Genomic DNA, 21,592 nt, shown 5'->3' on the forward strand with positions numbered 1-21,592 from the left:
TCGTCACCGCATAAAACGGTGCAGAATCCGGTAGCAAGCGCGGGACAGCATGTGGATAAAACGGCTGGAAATTTTCAGCGTAAAGTTATCCACAGTATTCCCCACCCCTTGGGGGCTGGTAATGCAGAGGGTTTCGAGGCCGTAAAAGCCTTTATTTTCAAAGACTTGACTGTGTTTTCCAGCAAATCTGGCTCTACCAGCACCACCAAGCTTTTGATTTATTCCACATTTTTTTAAAGCATAGGGGCACGGAACCACATGCGTTTCACACTGCAGCGCGAAGCCTTTCTCAAGCCGTTGGCACAAGTCGTCAACGTGGTCGAACGCCGCCAGACCCTGCCGGTTCTGGCCAATTTCCTGGTTCAGGTGAACAAGGGCCAGCTGTCGCTGACCGGCACCGACCTGGAAGTGGAGATGGTGTCGCGGATCGCGGTTGAGGACGCCGAGGACGGCGAAACCACCATTCCCGCCCGCAAGCTCTTCGAGATCATCCGCGCCCTGCCCGACGGCAGCCGGATCACCGTCTCGCAGAGCGGTGACAAGATCACCGTGCAGGCCGGGCGCAGCCGCTTCACGCTGGCAACGCTGCCCGCCAACGACTTCCCGTCGGTGGACGAAGTGGAAGCCACCGAGCGCGTTGCCATTGGCGAAGCCACTCTGAAGGAACTGATCGAACGCACTGCGTTCGCCATGGCCCAGCAGGACGTGCGCTACTACCTCAACGGCCTGCTGTTTGACCTGCGCGGTGATGCACTGCGCACCGTTGCCACCGATGGCCACCGTCTAGCGCTGTGCGAAACCGACCTGGAAAAGGCCAGCGGCGCCAAACGCCAGATCATCGTGCCGCGCAAGGGCGTGACCGAACTGCAGCGTCTGCTGGAAAGCGGTGATCGTGAGATCGAGCTGGAAGTGGGCCGCAGCCACGTTCGCGTGAAGCGCGACGATGTGACCTTCACCTCCAAGCTGATCGACGGCCGCTTCCCGGATTACGAAGCGGTGATTCCGATTGGCGCCGACCGCGAAGTGAAGGTTGATCGTGAAGCCCTGCGCGCCTCGCTGCAGCGCGCTGCGATTCTGTCGAACGAGAAGTACCGCGGTATCCGCGTGGAAGTATCGCCGGGCAACCTGAAGATCAGCGCGCACAACCCGGAGCAGGAAGAGGCCCAGGAAGAGATCGAGGCCGACACCACGGTCAGCGATCTGGCCATTGGCTTCAACGTGAACTATCTGCTGGATGCCCTGTCCGCTCTGCGCGACGAGCACGTGGTCATCCAGTTGCGCGATTCGAACTCCTCGGCCCTGGTGCGTGAGGCCAGCAGCGAGAAGTCGCGTCACGTGGTGATGCCGCTGCGTCTCTGACCTGCGTCATACCAGGTTCCACGTGGAACCAAGCTTGATCAGAAACCCGGCCCAGCGCCGGGTTTCTTTTTGGATGTTCCACGTGGAGCACTCATTCCAAATGCTCTTGAACACCATGAAGCTGAAATTCCGTAGAGCCACGCCCTGCGTGGATACTCTTCACGTACCTTGTTCGCACGTTGCCATCTTCTACAACCGAGATGGTCTCTGGCTGCCCGTCCCAAGCTTTAAATCTGTATATAAATCTAAAGCTATGTGGTGATGGTAGAGCTAGATTTGGTTGAAAAGTATGTTATCTAGTTGAATTCAATGGGAATTGTACCCATGAAACCCCCTGTAAAAAGGCCCTTGGGGGTGGGGGTGAAGCTGTGGATATGTTTTCAAGCCTGGAAAAGTCCCTTTTTTATCCACAGCCTGCCCCCGCGTTGCGAAGAGGTCATACAAGCTCGCTGTGGACAACCGGCGCCCGGCAGAAGACGTCGGTTCGAGGACCGGATCCAGGGGTACTAGAGACAGCCGGAAAAGGGCGCAGATTCTTTGAAATCTGCAGGGCAGAGACCGTGGGCGCTCATCAGATTTCAAAGAATTCGCGGCCTGTTTGGCGGAGTCCGCGGTCTGCTGGGAAGAGCAGCCACGCAGGGCGTGGCGCTACGGAGGCGCTGTGGGATGCAGTAAGCTGTTCGACTGATCCCCTGCCCCCTTCGCATGTACATCCGCCGGCTCTCCCTGCACAACGTTCGCCGCTTCGACCACGTGGAACTGGCCCCGCAACCCGGCATCAACCTGATCACCGGCGACAACGGTGCCGGCAAGACCAGTGTGCTGGAGGCGCTGCACCTCATGGCATACGGCCGAAGCTTCCGCGGGCGCGTGCGCGATGGCCTGGTACGCCAGGGTCGGGAAGCCGTGGACGTGTTTGTGGAGTGGGATGAGCAGCGGTCAGGGGCCGAGCAGGCCACGCGGCGCAAGGCGGGCCTGCATCACACCGGTCAGGACTGGAAGGGACGACTGGACGGCGAGGATGTCGCGCAACTCGGCAACCTGTGTGCCGCGCTGGCGGTGGTGACCTTCGAACCCGGCAGCCATGCCTTGGTCAGCGGTGGGGGCGAACCCCGGCGCCGGTTCCTCGATTGGGGATTGTTCCACGTGGAACCAGACTTTCTTTCGCTCTGGCGCCGGTACTCCAGGGCGCTGAAGCAGCGTAACGCCCTGCTCAAGCAGGGCGGGCATCCGCAGGCACTGGATGCCTGGGATCGCGAGCTCGCCGAAGCCGGCGAACCGCTTACCGCGCGTCGCCAGCACTATCTGGAGCGGTTGCAGGACCGTACCGTGGAACTGGCACAGCATCTGGCCCCCAATCTACAGGTCCACTCGCTGTCGTTGAGTCCTGGCTGGCGCCGGCACGAGCTTTCGCTGGCCGATGCGCTGCTGCTGGCCCGTGATCGCGATCGGCAACAGGGCTACACCTCCGTTGGCCCTCATCGCGCCGACTGGAGCGTGGGCTTTGCCGAGATTCCGGGCCGTGATGCACTATCGCGCGGGCAGGCCAAGCTCACTGCCCTCACCTGCCTGCTGGCACAGGCCGAGGATTACGCCGAACAGCGTGGCGAGTGGCCGGTGATCGCCCTCGACGACCTGGCCTCGGAGCTGGACCGCACCCATCAGGCTCGGGTACTTGAGCGGCTGCGCACCGGACCGGCGCAGATATTCATCACCGCCACCGAAACCCCGGCGGCCCTGGCCGACGCCACCCACATCACACGGTTCCACGTGGAACATGGTCAGCTGAACCCCCTATCCAGCGGTGTGCCATAGTGCCAACGGGGGCCACCCTGCCCGGCTGGTATAATTTCCCCCTGCAATCCCTTATTCCTCGGAGCCCCGCCCTGGCGGTGCCCGACCTGCGGAGCCTACGGCAAGCGCAATGACTGACGAACAGAACACCCCGGCAAACAACGGCAATTACGACGCCAACAGCATCACCGCCCTGGAAGGCCTGGAAGCGGTGCGCAAGCGTCCCGGCATGTACATCGGTGACGTGCATGACGGCACCGGTCTGCACCACATGGTGTTCGAGGTGGTCGACAACTCCATCGACGAAGCCCTCGCCGGCCACGCCGACCACGTTGCGGTCACCATCCATGCTGATGGCTCGGTGTCTGTATCCGACAACGGCCGCGGCATCCCCACCGGCAAGCACGCGCAGATGAGCGCCAAGCTCGGCCGCGAAGTGTCGGCGGCTGAAGTGGTCATGACGGTGCTGCACGCCGGCGGCAAGTTTGATGACAACAGCTACAAGGTTTCCGGCGGCCTGCACGGCGTGGGCGTCAGCGTGGTCAATGCGCTGTCCGAGAAGCTGACCCTGGACATCTTCCAGGGCGGTTTCCACTACCACCAGGAATACAGCAACGGTGCCGCAGTCAGCCCGCTGGCGCAGGTGGAAGCCAGCAGCAAGCGCGGCACCACGCTGCGCTTCTGGCCGTCGGTGGTCGCGTTCCACGGCAACACCGAATTCCACTACGACATCCTGGCTCGCCGCCTGCGCGAACTCTCGTTCCTGAATTCCGGGGTCAAGATCGTTCTGCAGGATGAGCGCGGCGAAGGCCGTCGCGATGACTTCCACTACGAAGGCGGCATCCGCAGCTTCGTGGAGCATCTGGCCCAGTTGAAGACCCCGCTGCACCCGAACGTCATTTCGGTCACCGGCGAACACAACGGCATCACCGTGGAAGTGGCGCTGCAGTGGACCGACTCCTACCAGGAGACGATGTACTGCTTCACCAACAACATTCCGCAGAAGGACGGCGGTACCCACCTTGCCGGCTTCCGTGGCGCGCTCACCCGCGTGCTCAACAATTACATCGAGCAGAACGGCATCGCCAAGCAGGCCAAGATCAACCTGACCGGCGACGACATGCGCGAAGGCATGATCGCCGTGCTGTCGGTGAAGGTGCCTGATCCCAGCTTCTCCAGCCAGACCAAGGAAAAGCTGGTCAGCTCGGACGTGCGCCCGGCCGTGGAAAACGCCTTCGGTGCCCGCCTGGAAGAGTTCCTGCAGGAAAACCCGAACGAAGCCAAGGCCATTGCCGGCAAGATCGTCGACGCCGCCCGCGCCCGCGAAGCTGCGCGCAAGGCCCGCGACCTGACCCGCCGCAAGGGTGCGCTGGACATCGCCGGCCTGCCCGGCAAGCTCGCCGACTGCCAGGAAAAGGATCCGGCGCTGTCCGAACTGTTCATCGTCGAGGGTGACTCCGCAGGCGGCTCGGCCAAGCAGGGCCGCAACCGCAAGAACCAGGCGGTGCTGCCGCTGCGCGGCAAGATCCTCAACGTGGAACGCGCACGCTTCGACCGCATGCTTGCGTCCGACCAGGTCGGCACGCTGATCACCGCACTCGGCACCGGCATCGGCCGCGACGAATACAACCCGGACAAGCTGCGTTACCACCGCATCATCATCATGACCGACGCCGACGTCGACGGTGCCCACATCCGCACCCTGCTGCTGACGTTCTTCTACCGGCAGATGCCGGAGCTGATCGAGCGCGGCCACGTCTACATCGGCCTGCCGCCGCTGTACAAGATCAAGCAGGGCAAGCAGGAGCTGTACCTGAAGGACGACCCGGCGCTGGACGCGTACCTGGCCAGCAGCGCGGTGGAAAACGCCGGCCTGATTCCGGCCGAGAACGAGCCGGCCATCGAAGGCGTCAACCTGGAAAAGCTGCTGCTCGCCTACGCCTCCGCGCAGGAAGCGATCGACCGCAACGCACACCGCTACGACCGTCAGGTGCTCGAAGCGCTGGTCGACTTCACCCCGATGGACCTGGAGCACCTGCGCAAGGCCGGCGATGACGAAGGCCTGTCCGCACTGGCCAAGCGTCTCAACCAGGGCAGCCTGGGTGCACCGCGCTTCGTCTTGGAACTGCAGGAACCCACCGACCAGCGTCCGGCCGCCGTGCTGGTCACGCGCCGTCACATGGGCGAGGAACTGATCCAGGTGCTGCCGCTGGCGGCGTTTGAGACCGGTGAACTGCGTGCGCTGCACCAGGCCTCGCTGCTGCTGCATGGCCTCGTGCGCGCCGGTGCCAAGATCAGCCGCGGTGCCAAGTCGGCAGAGATCGAAAGCTTCGCCCAGGCGCGCAACTGGTTGCTGGAGGAAGCCAAGAAGGGTCGCCAGATCCAGCGCTTCAAGGGCCTGGGTGAAATGAATCCGGAGCAGCTGTGGGACACCACCGTGAACCCGGACACCCGCCGCCTGCTGCAGGTGCGCATTGAAGACGCGGTCGCCGCCGACCAGATCTTCAGCACCCTCATGGGCGACGTGGTGGAACCGCGCCGCGACTTCATCGAAGACAACGCGCTGCGGGTCTCCAACCTGGATATCTGACACAATCGGTCCAATCCGGTCTGTTGCGTGACGCAACCGGCCGGATTTCACCCTTGCTGCCAGGTATTCGATGTCTGCTACTGCCCCGTCGGCGTCCGCGACGCCTCCGCCGCCGCCCGCCCTGCCGGGCACGCCGCCCCGGACGCCGCCGCGCAAGCCCGGCTCGCCGGTCGCCGGCTTCTTCATCGACCTCGGTATCGCCATTGCCACCCTGCTGACGCTGAGCATGCTCAGCGGCCTGCTATGGGGCATGTTCCGCGCGGTCGAGGTAGTGCAGGAAAGCGGTCCGGACGCCGCCGCAACGGCGATGCAGCAGTTGGGACAGCCCGGTGCGCTGGCGCAGATTCTGATGGCCCTGTTCGCCACCGGCGGTGCCGCGCTGGTGCTGTACTTCCTGCGCCGCCGTGCCGACGTCAGTGAACGCGGACGCTCGTGGCAGGCCGCACGCCGTGCCTCCACCTGGGGCTGGACCTTGCTGGTGGCCACCTGCGTGGTGATTGGCAGCAACCTGATTTCCTGGCTGGCCAAGCTGGCCGGCAGTGAGCCGGTACCCAGCAACCTGGCGCTGATGGAACAGGCGCTGGAACACTTCCCGTGGTTCCTGGCGCTGTTCGCGATCGTGCTCGCCCCTGCCTACGAGGAACTGCTGTTCCGCCGCGTGCTGTTCGGGCGCCTGTGGCAGGCCGGTCGCCCCTGGCTGGGCCTGGTGCTGAGCAGCTTCGCGTTCGCCCTGATCCACGAAATTCCGGGTACCAGCGCCAACGGTCCGCTGGAAATCGCCCAGTTGTGGCTGGTGTATGGCGGCATGGGCGCAGCGTTTGCCTGGCTGTACCAGCGCACCGGCACATTGTGGGCGCCGATTGCCGCGCACGCCTTGAACAACGCCATCGCGCTGGCGGCGCTGGTGTTCCTCGGCTTGCACTGAATTGCCGGGTTTGACAAAAATTTACGTTCCACGGCGCAACACTGCACACATGAACACGGGAACCCGCACCATGAAACCGCTGCTGCTTGGGTTGGCCATCACCCTGCTGGTAAGTGCCTGCGCCACCACCACCTCGCCCACCGGGCGGCGACAGATGGTGGGCGGTGTTTCACAGGCCGAACTGGACCAGCTGGGTGCCCAGGCCTTCGCCGAAACCAAGCAGAAGGAAAAGATCAGCACCGACGGCAAGCAGAACGCTTACGTGCAGTGCGTGGTCAACGCGCTGGTCGCGCAGTTGCCCGCTCAATACCGTGGCGTACGGTGGGAGGCGGCGGTGTTCGTCAACAACGAACCCAACGCCTTCGCCCTGCCCGGCGGCAAAGTCGGCGTGAATACCGGCATCCTCAGCGTGGCCAAGAACCAGGACCAGCTGGCGGCGGTGATCGGGCATGAAATCGGCCACGTCATTTCGCGCCACCACGAAGAGCGCCTGACCCGCCAGATGGGCGCGCAGACCGGCTTGGCCGTGCTCGGTGCGCTGGCCGGTGCCGCCTACGGTGACGGGGCCGCCAGCACGGTGAACCAGCTCGGCGGTGCCGGTGCCCAGGCGGCCTTCCTGCTGCCTGGGTCGCGCACCCAGGAAAGCGAGGCAGACGTGGTCGGGCAGCGGTTGATGGCCGAGGCCGGGTTCGACCCTGCCCAGGCGGTCAATCTGTGGCAGAACATGATGGCTGCCGGGGGCTCGCGCTCGCCGCAGTGGCTGTCCACCCACCCTGATCCGGCCAACCGTATTCGCGAGCTGCAACGCGATGCACCGGCCCTGAACGGGGTGTTCCAGCAGGCTCAAGCCGCCGGTCGCAAACCGCGCTGTGGCTAGTACGACCAAAGGATGTTGTGCTGCAGCATCGGAAACGGTTTTTCACGACAACAGTTTCTGATACGTTTGGCGGCTCAGATTTTTCTGACAGTCCGTTTTGATGCCGCCGCGGCGGTTTGATCGAGGTGAATGATGATCTTCAGCAACCACAAGCAAGCCGTGCTTACCGTCCTCATCGCGACCGCCCTGGGCGGCGTGGTGGTTACCGACGCCGTGGCCCAGTCCCGCAGCGCGGACCGCAGCAACAGCGATCGTCGTGGCAGCAAGAACACTGCCAAGGCCGAAGTGATGTTCCCGAACGCTACGCGTGAGGAACCGGCCGCCAAGTCCTCGCCGAAGCTGGGCAAGGACCTTCAGAAGATGATCGACAGCTACAACGATCAGAAGTTCCCGGAAACGCTCACCGCGGCCAATGCCATCCTGGCCAACAGTGCTGCCAACAACTATGACAAGTCGCTGGCCGCCCAGCTGGCTGCGCAGGCCGCCTACAACCAGGACGACAGCGCTGCGGCCATCAAGTACCTCGACCAGGTGCTGGAGTTCAACGGCCTGGACAACAACGGCCACTACCAGTCGCTGCTGATGAAGGCCCAGCTGCAGATCCAGGAAGACCAGACCGAAGCCGGCCTGGCCACCCTGGACAAGTACTTCGCCGAAACCAAGTCGACCAAGCCGGAAGAACTGATCATCAAGGGCCAGGCCCTGTACCAGCTGGAGCGCTACCAGGAAGCGATCCCGGTGCTGAAGCAGGCCATCGCCGGCGCCACCGAGCCGAAGGACAACTGGAACCAGTTGTTGATGGCCGCGATGTCCGAAGCCGGTCAGACCGGTGAAGCGGTGGCACAGGCGGAAGCCATCGCCGCCCGCAACCCGGACGACAAGAAGGCCCAGATGAACCTGGCCAGCATGTACATGCAGGCCGACCAGATGGGCAAGGCGGCCGACGTCATGACCAAGCTGTACGCCGCCGGCAAGCTGACTGATGAGCGCGAGTACAAGCAGCTCTACTCGATCTACGCCAACACCGAAGGCAAGGAACAGGACGTCATCAAGGTCATCAACGACGGCCAGGCCAAGGGCATCCTCAAGCCGGACGACTACCAGGCCCAGCTGGCCCTGGCCCAGGCGTACTACTACTCCGAGCCGGCGCAGGTGGGCAAGGCGATTGAAGCGTGGCAGAAGGCCGCCCCGCTCTCCAAGGACGGTGAAACCTACTTGAATCTGGCACGCGTTTTGCATGCCGAAGGTCGCACTTCGGAGGCCAAGCAGGCCGCCCAGCAGGCGCTGGCGAAGGGCGTGAAGAACCAGGCGGATGCCAAGAAAATCATCAACCTGAAGTAAGTAGGAATAACGCCTGAACGCCTGTCGTGTTAATGCGCAGGCGCTCAGGATTGGTATAAGCTTGGAGGTTCCTGCGGTGTCATGCACCGCTGATCATGGGCTACCTGCCCCCAGGTACCCGGCCCCACTAATGAGCTCTTGGCGCATGACGGAACAACTTGTCGTTCACAGGTACGAACAAAGCGATGACACCGGCCTCAGCTGGCCGCGCATCGTGGGTATCGCTTTTGTAATTGCACTGCATCTCGCCGCTTTCATGATGCTGCTCATTCCCGCCGTGGCCCCAAAGGCTGCTGCCGAGAAGGAGCGCAACGTGATGGTGACCCTGGTGGACGCACCGCCGCCGCCCCCGCCGCCGCCGCCGCCGCCGCCGCCGACTGAAACGCCGCCGCCGCCGGTGAAGAATCTGTCGCCGCCGAAGCCGTCGCCGGTGCCGCCGCCGCCGCAGGCTCCTGTGGTGGACGTGCCGGAACCGCGTCCAAACGACATCGTGACGCCGCCGACGCCGCCGGCACCGCCGCAGCCGCCGAGTTCCATCGAGGCCAGCGTCGATATCTCGTCCAAGAACATGAATCCCCCGCGTTACCCGCCGGCCGCATTCCGCGCAGGTATCCAGGGTGAAGTCATCCTGATCATTGATGTCGATGCCAACGGCAACGTCACCAATGTCACGGTCGAAAAGTCCAGCCGTAATCGTGACCTCGACCGCGCCGCGATGGATGCTGCACGTAAGTGGAGCTTCCGCGCAGCGGAGTCGGGCGGCAAGAAGGTCGCAGGTCGCGTTCGCGTCCCGGTCAACTTTGCGCTGAACTGACAGCGGCCGGTGGCCCGCCGGCCACCGCCTCTTGCCAGCTCTTCTTTAGCACCACCATTCATCACCACACACAACAAAGGTAAGCGTCATGCTGCAGGAACTTTTCATCGCCGCTGCTGCCGGGGGCAACCCGTCCAATGCCCTGTCGCAGATGGGCTTCGAGCATCTGATCCACGAAATGACCACCAAGCCGGGTGACTTCGCCGTCTCCTGGGTCGTGCTTCTGACCCTGGTGATCATGTCGGCCATGTCCTGGTACTGGACCGTCATCAACATCTTCCGCGCCACCCGTCTGAAGAGCGCAGCTGACCGCGTCGTCAGCCAGTTCTGGGACACCCCGAACGCGCAGGACGCCATCCGTGCGATGGAAGAACAGCCGGCTTCCGAGCCGTTCTCGAAGATCGCTCTGGACGCAGCCCAGGCTGCTGCTCACCACCAGCGCGCTGAAGGCGGCGCCACCGGTGGCCTGGGTGAAAACCTGAGCCGTTCGGAGTTCGTCGACCGCGCCCTGCGTCAGGCCGTGACCCGCGAAAGCAACAAGCTGCAGTCGGGCATGACCCTGCTGGCCACCGTCGGTGCAACCGCTCCGTTCGTCGGTCTGCTGGGTACCGTGTGGGGCATCTACGGCGCGCTGATCAAGATCGGTGCCACCGGTTCCGCCTCGATCGACGCCGTTGCTGGCCCGGTGGGTGAAGCGCTGATCATGACCGCTATCGGTCTGTTCGTCGCAATCCCGGCCGTGTTCGCCTTCAACTTCTTCAGCAAGATCAACAGCGCCACGATCAGCAAGTTCGATACGTTCGCTCACGACCTGCACGACTTCTTCGCCACCGGTTCGCGCGTCCGCTAATTGCGACGCGCCGTACCCGGGAAGAATGTAGTCAACACGATCTAGACGGAGCCCGTTATGGCTTTCAGTAGTGGTAACAGCGGCGGCCCCATGGCCGACATCAACGTGACGCCCCTCGTGGACGTCATGCTGGTGCTGCTGATCATCTTCATCATCACGGCGCCCCTGATGTCCCACAAGGTCAAGGTGGATCTGCCGGAGGCCAACCTGGTTCAGAACCCGGAAGCCGCCGAAGACCGCAAGGGCCCGATCACCCTGGCAGTCAAGGAAGACGGTTCGATCTACTGGAACGACGAGGAAATCGACAAGGGGACCCTCGAGTCCCGCTTGGCGACCGCCGCCCAGCAGACCCCGCAGCCGCCGTTGAACCTGCGTGGTGACCGCACCACCAAGATGCGCGTCATCAACGAGATGACGAAGATCGCGCAGGAACAGGGCATGCTCGACGTGGGCTTCGTGGCCACCAAAGAGAAGGGGCAGTAAGCCATGGCATTCAGTTCTGGTGGTGGCAAGGGCCCCATGGCAGACATCAACGTCACGCCCCTCGTGGACGTGATGCTGGTGCTGCTGATCATCTTCATCGTTACCGCGCCGATCATGACGTACCCGATCGCCGTGGACCTGCCGCAGCGCGTGCTGAACCCACCGCCGCAGCTGGTTGAACCGCCGCCGCCGATCGAGCTGCGCGTGGACGCCAGCAACCAGGTGTTCTGGAACAACAGCCCGGTGGCAGTGGGCGAACTCCAGCAGCGCATGGAGCAGGAAGTGCAGCGTGATCCGACCAACCAGCCTGAGCTGCGCATCGACGCCAGCCCGGACTCGGAGTACGACGTGATGGCCAAGATTCTGGCCGCCGCGAAGAACGCGCAGATGAAGAAGATCGGGTTCCAGCAGCAGTAATACGCAAGACCCAAGTCATGACGCGACTGGAAAACGCCCCTGGAAACAGGGGCGTTTTTTTTGTCTGAGTGACGGAAACGACCGTTGACGGCTGACTGCGCTGGGTAGACCATAGCGGCGCGCATGCAGCACATAGCCGAGAAGGTGCGCACCCCACCCGCTTCGCGGGTCCCGGCCGGACCGGGTATAGCCAAGGGCATCGGACTTACGGAGCCTCGACCAGCACTGCTGGCCGGGGCTTTCGCTTTCTGGAGCAAGCACCGGACACCCTTGTCCGGCTATGATCCGCCCATGCTCGCTACCTACCCTGCCCTCGCCGACTGGCTTCATTGGCTTGATGCCATTCCCCACCTGCGGCCGATGATGATCGCCGCCTATGTGGTGTATCTGCTGTGGCTGATCGGCTGGATCATGCTGCAGAAGCGCGAGCCGGTCGCCACGTTGAGCTGGATTCTGTCGTTGGCTGCGCTGCCGTATATCGGCCTGCTGATCTATTACGTGCTCGGCCCGCAGAAAGTGAAGCGGCAGCGCCTGCGCCGTGGTCGTGCGCGTTCGGGCATGGAGCACTACAGCAGCGTATGTCCGCCTGACGCGGACTGCACCGAGCTGGTGAAGATTGCGCAGTCCACCACGGGGTTGGCGCCCAGTTCGGCGACTGAAGTGGAGTGGCTGGTTGATGGTGCAGCGACTTACGCCGCCCTGATCGCCGCGGTTGGTCAGGCGCGCGATCATGTCCACCTGGAGTACTACATCTTCAACCCCGACCATGCAGGCACGTCACTGCGCGATGCGCTGGTCGAGCGCGCTCGCACGGGCGTCCGCGTGCGCCTCTTGTTGGACGCAGTGGGTTCCTCTGCCATCCGCAAATCATTCCTCGCCCCGCTACTTGAAGCCGGAGGTGAAGTCGCCTGGTTCCATCCGCGCCAGTTGCTCAAGCCCTTCAAACGGCCGTGGTTGAACATGCGTACCCACCGCAAGCTTGTGGTGATCGATGGGCGCACCGCCTTCACCGGTGGCATCAACATCACCGACGAGGAAGACGAGACCCAACGCGCCGACGCCTACCGCGATCTGCACATGCGACTGGAAGGTCACGTCGTGCGCAGCCTGCAGTTGGTGTTCGCCGAGGACTGGATGTACGCCACCGGTCAGGAACCGCAGAAGCTTGAGATGGCCCGTCTGTGGCCCAACGACATGGCGCTGCGCAAGGACGGCAGTATCGCGACCCAGGTGCTCGTATCCGGGCCCGACTCAGCCTGGGAAGCGATCCATCGCCTGCAGGTCGCCGCCATCCATGAAGCCAAGGAACGGGTCTGGCTGGTCACGCCCTACTTCGTGCCCGGGGAAGCCGCGCGTATGGCGCTCACCTCTGCGGCGCTCGGCGGCCTGGACGTGCGTCTGCTGGTGCCGAAGATGAGCGATTCCTGGTTCGTCACGCAGGCCGCGCGCTCGTACTTCGACGAACTGTTGAATGCCGGGGTGAAGATCTACGAGTACGGCCCGCGCATGCTGCACACCAAGGCGTTCATTGCCGACGACGACGTGTGCATTGTGGGTAGCGCCAACTTCGACCACCGCAGCTTCCGGCTCAACTTCGAGTTGTCGATGATGATCACTGACGCCGGCACCGTGGCCAAACTGGAGGCCATTCTCGCCGACGAGTTCGCCGCCGCCGCCCAGGTCCAGAACGAGCGCAAACGCTCGCTGTGGCTGCACCGAGTGCCCGAGGCCTTCGCCCGGTTGGCCTCGCCGCTGCTATAACCGCTACCACGTGGAACCCCGCCCCGCCCCGGCGCTACACTGCGCGGGTCAACGGAGAGAATGACAATGTACTGGCTGTTCCTGCTGCTTTCGCTGGGCTGTTTCGCCTTCGCCATCAAGACCCCATCCACCGGCATGATGATGCTGTGGCTGGGCGGCGCACTGCTGTTCCTGCTCGCCTGGATCCGCGGCCGCTACGTGGCCACCTTCGGCGAGGTGCAGCGGGATATCGCCACCGCCATCGACCCCATCGAGCTACGCCGGCTGCGCGAGCAGGCCCAGGCCCGCCGCGACGCCGATCGCGACCCGGACGACCTGCCCCCAAGCCTATGACTTACCTCAGCGTCAACGTGAACAAGATCGCCGTCCTGCGCAACTCGCGCGGCGGCACCGACCCGGACGTGGTGCAGGCCGCCACCGCCTGCCTGGACGCCGGCGCGCACGGCATCACCGTGCACCCGCGCCCGGACCGCCGACATATCCGGGCAGAAGATGTGTTCGCGTTGAGCACCCTGACCCACGCCCGCGGCGTGGAATTCAACATCGAGGGCAACCCCTTCGCGCCGCCGCGCGAGGGTTACCCCGGCCTGCTGCCGCTGTGCGAGCAGACCCGGCCTGCCCAGGCCACCCTGGTGCCGGACGGCGACGGCCAGCTGACCTCCGACCATGGCTTTGATTTCAGCCGCGATGGTGAGCGGCTGCGCCCGTTGATTGCCGCGCTGAAGTTGTATGGCTGCCGCGTCAGCCTGTTCGTGGACGCCGGCAACCCCGATATCGCCCAAGCCGCCGCCCTCGGTGCCGACCGCGTTGAGCTGTATACCGGGCCCTATGCCGAGGCGCACGCAGCCGGCGATGCCACCGTGCAGCTGGCATTGTTTGCCGACGCCGCCCGCCGTGCCCAGGCCGCCGGGTTGGGCGTAAACGCCGGCCACGACCTTTCACAGGAAAACCTCCGCGACTTCCTGCAGGCCGTACCGGATGTGCTGGAAGTCTCCATCGGCCACGCCCTCATCGGCGAAGCCCTGTATCAGGGGCTGGACGCCACGGTGAAGGGTTACATCCACCTGCTGTAGAGCCACGCCCTGCGTGGCTTCGGTGTGCCGGCAACACGCGCGGTCCCCGTAGAGCCGGGCTTGCCCGGCTGCTCTCCGCGCCGCCTGTGGATAACCCTGGGCGCCAATTCCGCACAATCCGCCCCAAACCCCCTATTCACAACACTTTCACTACCCAAACACCCTGTGGTTAGTAATACTACTAACCATGCAAACCCCCTCGCCCACCCAACATCCCACGCCCCGATCTCAACCCGCGAGACACCCCGCGGCTAGGCTCTAACCATGGGAATCGCAATCAAGGGCCGAGGCTCCACCACCCACCTGGCCGGCCGCTTCGAGGTCACCACCAGCGAAGCCGTGGACGATGGCTGGGACACCGAAGAAGGCGAAGAATTCGCCGCCCCGCGCCTGCGCACCGAAGTGCGCGCAGAAACCGCGCGCAGCATCATCAGCCGCAATAAATCCCCCGACGTCGGCTTCAGCCAATCGGTAAACCCCTACCGCGGCTGCGAGCACGGCTGCTCGTACTGCTTCGCCCGCCCCAGCCACGCCTACCTCAACCTCTCCCCAGGGTTGGACTTCGAAACCAAGCTGTTCGCCAAGACCAACGCACCGCAGTTATTGCGCAAGGAATTCTCGCGCCCCGGTTACGTGCCGCAACCGATTGCCCTCGGCATCAACACCGACGCCTACCAGCCGATCGAACGGAAGCTCAAACTCACCCGGCAGCTGATTGAGGTGATGCTGGAAACCCAGCACCCGTTCTCGCTCATCACCAAGAACGCGCTGGTGGAGCGCGACATCGATCTGCTTGCGCCGCTGGCCGAACAGAAGCTGGTAAGCGTGCACTTCTCGGTGACTTCGCTCGACCCGCATCTCTCGGCCAAACTGGAACCACGTGCCTCGGCGCCGCACGCGCGCCTGCGCGCGATGCGACGCCTGCACGACGCTGGAATTCCTGTGGGTGTGATGGTCGCGCCAGTGATTCCCTGGATCAATGACTCGGAATTGGAAGCCGTACTGGAAGCCTCATGCGATGCCGGAGCCAGCAGTGCTGGTTACGTGCTGCTGCGCCTGCCGTTGGAAGTGGCACCGCTGTTCCGCGACTGGCTGGATACGCATCACCCGGATAGGGCCGCGCACGTGATGAGCACGATCAACCAACTGCGCGGGGGCAAGGACTACACCAGCGAGTTCGGTACGCGCATGCGTGGCGAAGGTGTGTATGCAGATTTGCTGTCGAACCGGTTCAAGCTGGCACGCAAGCGCTTGGGATTCGACGGCCAGCACAGCCATTGGCCGAAGCTGGACTGCGCCAAGTTCGTGCGGCCATTGCCACCGAGAGAGGATTCGCCGCAGGGCTCGTTGTTCTAGTCCTGAGCCGACGCAGGACACCGTGCTGCCACATCCCCCACGCCGAAAATGACGCCATGGACCGGCTTCGGTAGGGTCGCACGACAGTCGACCGCCGATAGCAGCACAACACTCGGTGTTGGCATGAAAACCAACCGGCGTAACCGCCATCGCGAGCCAGCAAGGCAGCCCCAAACCGCTTGCGAAGCCCGAACGAATTGTTAAACTCAGGCCAGCTCCCACGCACCGGTGAATGGATTGGCCGCGATCGCAAAGGTTGTGTCTGTCGCCACGTTCATTGCCTTGTGGGCAACCCTCATCAGGGACCAGAAGCTTGCGTCCCTAACAGTTTTCGCAACGATCTTCCTCTTTGGAGTCGCCACCCAAAGAATGGGCTTCTTCTGGAAAGCCTGCCTCGCCTTCTTCGGGCTAATGAGTGTCCTATACATCTTCGCGGTGTTTGGCGGACTCGAACCCAACAGCCCCTGGATACTGGCTGGCGCTGAAGACATGTACGCAAAGCTTGCAGTGTTCCTGCTGCTCGTTCTTTCTACAACTCTTTCCCTCATTGCGGGACTCAGGACAATCGGACCAAGTCATCAACAAAACAGGTGGCCGTCTTGAACAACGTCCTCGCGATGGGGTTGCTCGTACTCACCTTGGCTGCAGCACCAGTGCGCGCTGCAGAAGCGACCGAGGGATACGGGACTGTCAGGAATTTTGTGTTCGGGCATAACATGTTGAAAAGGATCATGTATGCCACCCAAGAAAATGACCGCCAAGGCCGCTGCCCGTCAGCTGCCTACCCTGCCTGCCGAGCTCGTTGAGCAGCTTGCCAACGGAGCGACGACCGCGGGCGAGATCCTGGACATCACCACAGCCCTGAAAAAGGCCTTGATTGAGCGGGCACTGAAGGGCGAGCTGGGCCATCACCTGGGGTACCCACCCGGAAGCGAGCGACCGGAATCGACCGGCAATCAGCGAAATGGAACGTCCAGCAAAACCGTTCTGACTGAGGATGGCCCCCTGCGACTGGACGTTCCCCGGGACCGGGATGGCAGCTTCCAGCCCATCCTGATTCCCAAGCACGAGCGGCGTTTCACTGGTTTTGACGACAAGATCGTCGCGATGTACGCGCGCGGAATGAGCGTCCGCGACATCCGCGCGTTTCTGTCTGAACAGTATGGAACAGACGTGTCGGCGGACTTCATCAGCTCGGTGACCGACGAGGTTCTGGAAGAGATTTCGGCGTGGCAGACGCGTCCGCTGGAGCTGATGTATCCGGTGGTGTTCTTTGATGCCCTGCGCGTCAAGGTGCGTGACGAGGGCGTAGTGCGCAACAAAGCGATCTATCTGGCATTAGGCGTTCTACCTGATGGAAGTCGCGACATCCTGGGCATCTGGATCGAGAACACAGAAGGGGCCAAGTTCTGGATGAAGGTCTTCAACGACCTCAAGACGCGCGGCGTGGAGGACGTACTGATAGCGGTGACCGATGGCCTTAAAGGCATGCCCGAGGCGCTGGCGGCGGTCTACCCAGCGACCACTCTCCAGACCTGCATCGTGCATCTCATCCGCAACAGCTTGGACTACGCCGGCTGGAAGGATCGAAGGGCTCTCGCAGCCGAGCTGAAGCCCATCTACCAGGCCATCAATGCAGAGTCCGCCGAACAGGCCCTGGAAGCGCTGGAGGCCTCGCCGCTGGGCAAACGCTACCCCTCGGCGCCCCAGGCATGGCGACGGTCATGGGACCGCGTCATACCCTTCTTCGCGTTTCCACCTGAGATCCGTCGTGTCATCTACACCACCAACGCCATCGAGAGCGTTAATGCGCAGCTGCGGAAGGTCATCAAAACCCGAGGGCATTTTCCAACTGACGAGGCGGCGATCAAGCTGATCTGGCTGGGGCTGCGCAACATCACGGCCAACTGGGGAGGCACCAGCCACGGCTGGAAGAACGCGATGAACCAATTTGCCGTACTTTACGGGGACCGATTTATCCGGAGCCCGTACTAAGAAGCCGGGCTGTCACAGGGCAGCCCACGTCGCCCGAACACAAAAATACGGACACTCTCAGGGATACTCACTCATCGATGCAGGCAGGGTCGCGTACGTAGAGTTTTCAAAAGCTCTGGAGCAGAGAAATGACAGGTCAACCGAACTTGGGATCTATCTTTCGTCAATAGAGAACTATCAGCTCACCCTGCAGCAAACCGCAGACTTCTACATCGTCCTCATTGAGCCGGTCATCCGTCCAGGCATGACCATCTATGGAGGCGGTCGCGAGTACAGGATCTCAAAGCAAGACCTACGTATGGTCGACTCGGTGGGATACAAATAGTGCATCGACACTTAGCATTGACGCTCACTCTGCTGGCGATGGTGCCATCTACAGCTTGCTCCACCTTGCGTGCACCGGACTCCACAACGCAGTTCTACGTCACAGGAAGCCGGTCCATCGAAGAAGGGTGTGACAAGGTCCCGCACGCTGAAATCGCGGTGGCATGTCATCGTATTACCCCCGGCAGAAGCACGGTGATCGGCCTGCGGGAGTACATGGACGATGGTCTCGACGCTGAGAAGTTTCGAAAGATCACGCTGGTCATCAACGCTCCACTCAAAGAGGGTGACCACATCGATCTATCGCGCGAGCCCAACAGGGGGTTCTATGGCACTGGATTGAGCTACATGCCTGGAAAAGCCGGCTGCTACGGATACCTTACAGCTGGAACGCTGACGGTGGAAAAAGTCGAAGCCCAGACGGTTCGCCTCCAGTTGGACGCGCAATTCGAGCTCAAGAGTCCGACGGAATTCGAAGGAGCGTGTGGCACGCTTCAATACAACAACACGATCATAGCCAGACAAAGGTACTTGCAGGAGCTCGGCCCTTGGGAGGGGGTGCCGAGGGAAGCCGACTACTTCGAAGAGGGCGCGCCAGGATATACACACTGAGCCACCGAGACGTCGGGACCAAGCGGGGGCATCACCCGCAATCTCACGCCGGATGTCACACAATCTCGAAGCCACCTGGCCATATCCGCCGAGGCACAACGGAATGCGCCTGAGACATCCGATGTCAACTCGTCACGTGCAAGTATGATGAGCTTACTTCCGGCAAGGAGACCTGGGCGAAAGCTGGCAATGCCATTATCGACAGATGACAAACATGAGCCAGCGAGATATGCCATGGTGAGCCAAGCGCTTCGCACCCACGTAATTCGACGCCTGCCGATCGCGGCATGCACGATCGTCGTGTTCTATGCCTACTTCAGCATCAAAGGGACCTACTCTCTGCTGAGGACGTGTGTAACCAATGCAGCTAGAGCAGGCGATCTGCAGGCGTGCCAGAGTTACCCGGAATCCATCGACAGTCTCGTTGTCCTCCTGCTCGCCTCCACATTCGCGTTGGTACTGGCCGCGACCTACGATTGGCCAAGGAAGAAGGGCAATGCGTAAGGTTCACCGTGAAGACGAAGCTCCTGCTTTGGAACGAGCGGGCACCCTTTGCAACGCCACGTCTGTACTCAGGTCGCTCCTGTTGGCATCACTGCTCGCCTCAACGCTTGTGTCCTGTCAGGCCGCCTCTGACTCATTTCCCACGCATGACCAAACAGCTCCACTGCGTGTTTCAGACAACACAGCCTCGCCCAATGCAGCGCTATGCGTCATAAGTGACGCGCGTAAAGTGGAGCTTGTGTTGGACCAGTTGGCGAAGCGCTACCCGGGAGGATGGAAGCCGGCGGCACCTGTCACCTACGCCCCTGATTACACAGTGACGTGGGGCAGCAGCGAGCTGCTGATACTGAAAATTGGCATGATTCTATCGGCATCCAACTCAAGCTCCGTCAGCAGACGGCGTCACCCGCTCGACCCTCGAGAATCGACGAAACTGGCGAAAGATATGTGCAAAATGGCGTCAAAATGAAGATCGCGCGCTACGTCTGCCCGGAGTGCAATGCGGATGACCAACGCATACCCTGGTCTGTATTGGTCAACCGTGTCGCCAGGATGCGCTGCAGTTCATGTGGTTCAGAACTGCAGAGTGAAATCGGATTCATCAGACATCTTTGCTTCTCAGTCTACGTGCATGCTATTGGAATGATTGCCGGCGTCATGGTCGTAGTGGGATTCCTGACACACAGCACGCCGCTGATTCTGGGTCCGATCATCGTTCTTATGCTGATCACCCTCCCCATATCGATCTGGCTCCACACAAGGTACGCCAAGATCAGCAGGCAGGATTCCGCAATTCGAAGCTCTGTTCGGCGCTACGGCAGAACGTGGCAAATCAAGGGGGATAACTCAGTGAACAGCGAAAGAACACGCAAATTAGGTACGGCTAGGAAGAATGAAGCATGAGCGGAAAGAAGACGTTTGGTGCGTTCAAGGCTCTGATGTACTTCGCGCTCTCTGTGTGGCTCGCCTATAGGGCAGCAAACACATTGGGCACCAATGAGCCAACACTCGCGATGCTGATTCCGATATACGCGCTATCAGTCGCCATGCTCTATGTCTGCTTCATGTGTGTCAGGAACCTCACCCGAACAACCGAGAACGTGGTGACGCCGACGCTGCTATTGCAGACGTTCCAGCCATCCCAGGCGACACCCGTTGATCCGCTGCTTGCGCAGAGCGTGAAGCGCGTCGCGCTGACTAGGCTGATCATCATGGCCTGCTTCTGTGTACTTGCTGCGCTCGCGATCTTCACCACCAAGCGCTACGCAAGCGGTAACGAGGTCGAATGGGCTTACTACGCGATCTCCTTGTTTGGCGTCGTGGCAGTTGCGCAGATCGTTTCAAGCAGATTCAAGGGCGTCTAGTTCCTTTACGACGTACTCAAGCTGAAGCAAGCAAGGCCGGAGGACATCCTTATGACTGCATCAAGTAAGTCCGCGATCGCGCTCGTAGCCTTGGTGATCGCACTCTCGGGCTGCCTCTTTCGAAGCAGTGATGATCTGGAGGCCTACCACCGCTACAACGAGTGCGGCCACGCCGGCTGTTTCAATAGGCTGAGTTCACACGAAAAGACATCTGTGCTCTTTGGTGCGATGGAAATTCACCCACCAGACCTGTCTATCGAGGATCGGCTTGCGGATCAGAGCATCGAGTACCTTCAATCCCTAAAGAAGGAGATCGAGACACGTGGTGGTAGCTATGAAGCCTACTCATTCGTTAGTGCGGTGAAGCTCAAGCGTCAGCGTGGCGGCATCACAGACGAGCAGATGGCAGAGATGGATCTGCCTGGATTCTGCCGCGATCAGGGCGATATCTACAATATGTGTGACTTCTTTCAACGCTGATGAACCAAGGAGCCAGCACGTGATGTCCCACATGCCTAGCTGGTTGCGCAGACTGTGGAGCACTTGGAAGACGACCATCGCACAGAGGAACATCGCAGAACGAGACGCCCTGAATAGCACAGAATTTTATGACCGGTACTACCTTGGCTCAGGCATCGCGCCCGATCTGGTGGAAGAGATTCTTCAGCTGGTGGCGTCTGAGTTGCGAGTCGACGTGCGGCAATTGCGACCTGCTGATCGCTTCGCGATTGAGTTGACGCCAGGTCGCTGGAATGAGTGGGACTCTGGCTTCGCCATGTTGATGACTCACCTTGACGTTATCGCGCGAGATCGGCGCAGGACCATCGACACACCTGTTGTGACGGTCGACGATTACATCCGTGCGATGGCGATGGTCTATCCGGATCGACACGTAGAGTGACGTGGCCGTATGTGTGCCACCTTATCGGGCATGCGGCCTTCGTCGCGCCGATCGTCGCTATCGGCGGTCGACTGTCGTGCGACCCTACCGACGTGGAGCTCGTCCTCCTGTTTACTGCGTGGAGCCTGGTCATACAGTCAGGTGAGATCAAATAGGGCGTTAGGAAGCTGAACCTCATACCTGCCTGTGAGTTGCTGCTCTCACTGCCCAGCGCTATAGTAGATCTTGACTACGCAGACAGCAGAAAATTTG

General features: G+C 61.8%; 22 protein-coding genes. All 22 read left to right on the forward strand.

Annotated features, from left to right (window positions below; genetic code table 11):
• Positions 1-18 precede the first annotated feature (18 nt).
• The 22 genes from PDM29_RS07165 to PDM29_RS07270 all read left to right on the forward strand — a co-directional run bounded on the left by PDM29_RS07165 (position 19) and on the right by PDM29_RS07270 (position 21,340).
• Positions 19-237, forward strand: coding sequence for a hypothetical protein (locus PDM29_RS07165; RefSeq protein ID WP_311193165.1), 219 nt, complete (start codon positions 19-21; stop codon positions 235-237).
• A gap of 21 nt (positions 238-258) precedes the next feature.
• Positions 259-1,359, forward strand: coding sequence for a DNA polymerase III subunit beta (gene dnaN, locus PDM29_RS07170; RefSeq protein ID WP_311193166.1), 1,101 nt, complete (start codon positions 259-261; stop codon positions 1,357-1,359).
• A gap of 705 nt (positions 1,360-2,064) precedes the next feature.
• Positions 2,065-3,174, forward strand: coding sequence for a DNA replication/repair protein RecF (gene recF / locus PDM29_RS07175; protein ID WP_311193167.1), 1,110 nt, complete (start codon positions 2,065-2,067; stop codon positions 3,172-3,174).
• Between the two features lie 109 nt (positions 3,175-3,283).
• On the forward strand, positions 3,284-5,743 hold the full coding sequence (gyrB, locus tag PDM29_RS07180) for a DNA topoisomerase (ATP-hydrolyzing) subunit B (protein WP_311193168.1): 2,460 nt from the start codon (positions 3,284-3,286) through the stop codon (positions 5,741-5,743).
• Between the two features lie 70 nt (positions 5,744-5,813).
• Positions 5,814-6,668 carry a CPBP family intramembrane glutamic endopeptidase gene (locus PDM29_RS07185; RefSeq protein ID WP_311193169.1) on the forward strand — a complete coding sequence of 285 codons (855 nt, stop codon included), beginning with the start codon at positions 5,814-5,816 and terminating at the stop codon, positions 6,666-6,668.
• Between the two features lie 70 nt (positions 6,669-6,738).
• Positions 6,739-7,545: a M48 family metallopeptidase gene (locus PDM29_RS07190; RefSeq protein WP_311193170.1), complete on the forward strand. Its 807-nt coding sequence runs from the start codon at positions 6,739-6,741 to the stop codon at positions 7,543-7,545.
• Positions 7,546-7,677: 132 nt separating this feature from the next.
• Positions 7,678-8,886 carry a heme biosynthesis protein HemY gene (locus PDM29_RS07195; RefSeq protein WP_311193171.1) on the forward strand — a complete coding sequence of 403 codons (1,209 nt, stop codon included), beginning with the start codon at positions 7,678-7,680 and terminating at the stop codon, positions 8,884-8,886.
• 145 nt (positions 8,887-9,031) lie between these two features.
• The gene (locus tag PDM29_RS07200) at positions 9,032-9,700 is read left to right on the forward strand and encodes an energy transducer TonB (protein WP_425508723.1); all 669 of its coding nucleotides are present in this window, start codon (positions 9,032-9,034) and stop codon (positions 9,698-9,700) included.
• A gap of 88 nt (positions 9,701-9,788) precedes the next feature.
• The gene (exbB, locus tag PDM29_RS07205; RefSeq protein ID WP_282296447.1) at positions 9,789-10,550 is read left to right on the forward strand and encodes a TonB-system energizer ExbB; all 762 of its coding nucleotides are present in this window, start codon (positions 9,789-9,791) and stop codon (positions 10,548-10,550) included.
• Between the two features lie 57 nt (positions 10,551-10,607).
• Positions 10,608-11,033, forward strand: a complete 426-nt coding sequence (locus PDM29_RS07210; protein ID WP_311193172.1) for an ExbD/TolR family protein — start codon at positions 10,608-10,610, stop codon at positions 11,031-11,033.
• A 3-nt stretch (positions 11,034-11,036) separates the two neighbouring features.
• A complete protein-coding gene (locus tag PDM29_RS07215) occupies positions 11,037-11,450 on the forward strand; it encodes an ExbD/TolR family protein (protein ID WP_311193173.1) in 414 nt (137 codons plus the stop codon).
• Positions 11,451-11,741: 291 nt separating this feature from the next.
• The gene (gene cls / locus PDM29_RS07220; RefSeq protein WP_311193174.1) at positions 11,742-13,211 is read left to right on the forward strand and encodes a cardiolipin synthase; all 1,470 of its coding nucleotides are present in this window, start codon (positions 11,742-11,744) and stop codon (positions 13,209-13,211) included.
• A 66-nt stretch (positions 13,212-13,277) separates the two neighbouring features.
• Complete coding sequence (locus tag PDM29_RS07225; RefSeq protein WP_311193175.1) at positions 13,278-13,544, forward strand: hypothetical protein; 267 nt, start codon at positions 13,278-13,280, stop codon at positions 13,542-13,544.
• Complete coding sequence (locus tag PDM29_RS07230; protein WP_311193176.1) at positions 13,541-14,284, forward strand: pyridoxine 5'-phosphate synthase; 744 nt, start codon at positions 13,541-13,543, stop codon at positions 14,282-14,284. Before PDM29_RS07225 ends, PDM29_RS07230 begins: the two co-directional genes overlap by 4 nt.
• A 264-nt stretch (positions 14,285-14,548) precedes the next feature.
• Entirely contained in the window at positions 14,549-15,640 is a 1,092-nt protein-coding gene (locus PDM29_RS07235) for a PA0069 family radical SAM protein (protein WP_311193177.1), read from the forward strand.
• A 237-nt stretch (positions 15,641-15,877) separates the two neighbouring features.
• Positions 15,878-16,243, forward strand: a complete 366-nt coding sequence (locus PDM29_RS07240; RefSeq protein WP_311193178.1) for a hypothetical protein — start codon at positions 15,878-15,880, stop codon at positions 16,241-16,243.
• Positions 16,244-16,375: 132 nt separating this feature from the next.
• On the forward strand, positions 16,376-17,635 hold the full coding sequence (locus PDM29_RS07245; protein ID WP_311190592.1) for an IS256 family transposase: 1,260 nt from the start codon (positions 16,376-16,378) through the stop codon (positions 17,633-17,635).
• A 519-nt stretch (positions 17,636-18,154) separates the two neighbouring features.
• Entirely contained in the window at positions 18,155-18,571 is a 417-nt protein-coding gene (locus PDM29_RS07250; RefSeq protein ID WP_311193179.1) for a hypothetical protein, read from the forward strand.
• Positions 18,572-19,540: 969 nt separating this feature from the next.
• Entirely contained in the window at positions 19,541-19,978 is a 438-nt protein-coding gene (locus PDM29_RS07255) for a eukaryotic translation initiation factor eIF-2-beta/eIF-5 family protein (protein WP_311193180.1), read from the forward strand.
• Positions 19,975-20,439: a hypothetical protein gene (locus PDM29_RS07260; protein ID WP_311193181.1), complete on the forward strand. Its 465-nt coding sequence runs from the start codon at positions 19,975-19,977 to the stop codon at positions 20,437-20,439. Before PDM29_RS07255 ends, PDM29_RS07260 begins: the two co-directional genes overlap by 4 nt.
• A gap of 51 nt (positions 20,440-20,490) precedes the next feature.
• Positions 20,491-20,919 carry a hypothetical protein gene (locus tag PDM29_RS07265; protein ID WP_311193182.1) on the forward strand — a complete coding sequence of 143 codons (429 nt, stop codon included), beginning with the start codon at positions 20,491-20,493 and terminating at the stop codon, positions 20,917-20,919.
• A gap of 22 nt (positions 20,920-20,941) precedes the next feature.
• Positions 20,942-21,340 (forward strand): hypothetical protein, encoded by a 399-nt coding sequence (locus tag PDM29_RS07270; protein WP_311193183.1) that lies wholly within the window; start codon positions 20,942-20,944, stop codon positions 21,338-21,340.
• Positions 21,341-21,592 lie beyond the last annotated feature (252 nt).

It is taken from the genome of Stenotrophomonas oahuensis, from assembly GCF_031834595.1.
GTDB lineage: Bacteria > Pseudomonadota > Gammaproteobacteria > Xanthomonadales > Xanthomonadaceae > Stenotrophomonas > Stenotrophomonas oahuensis.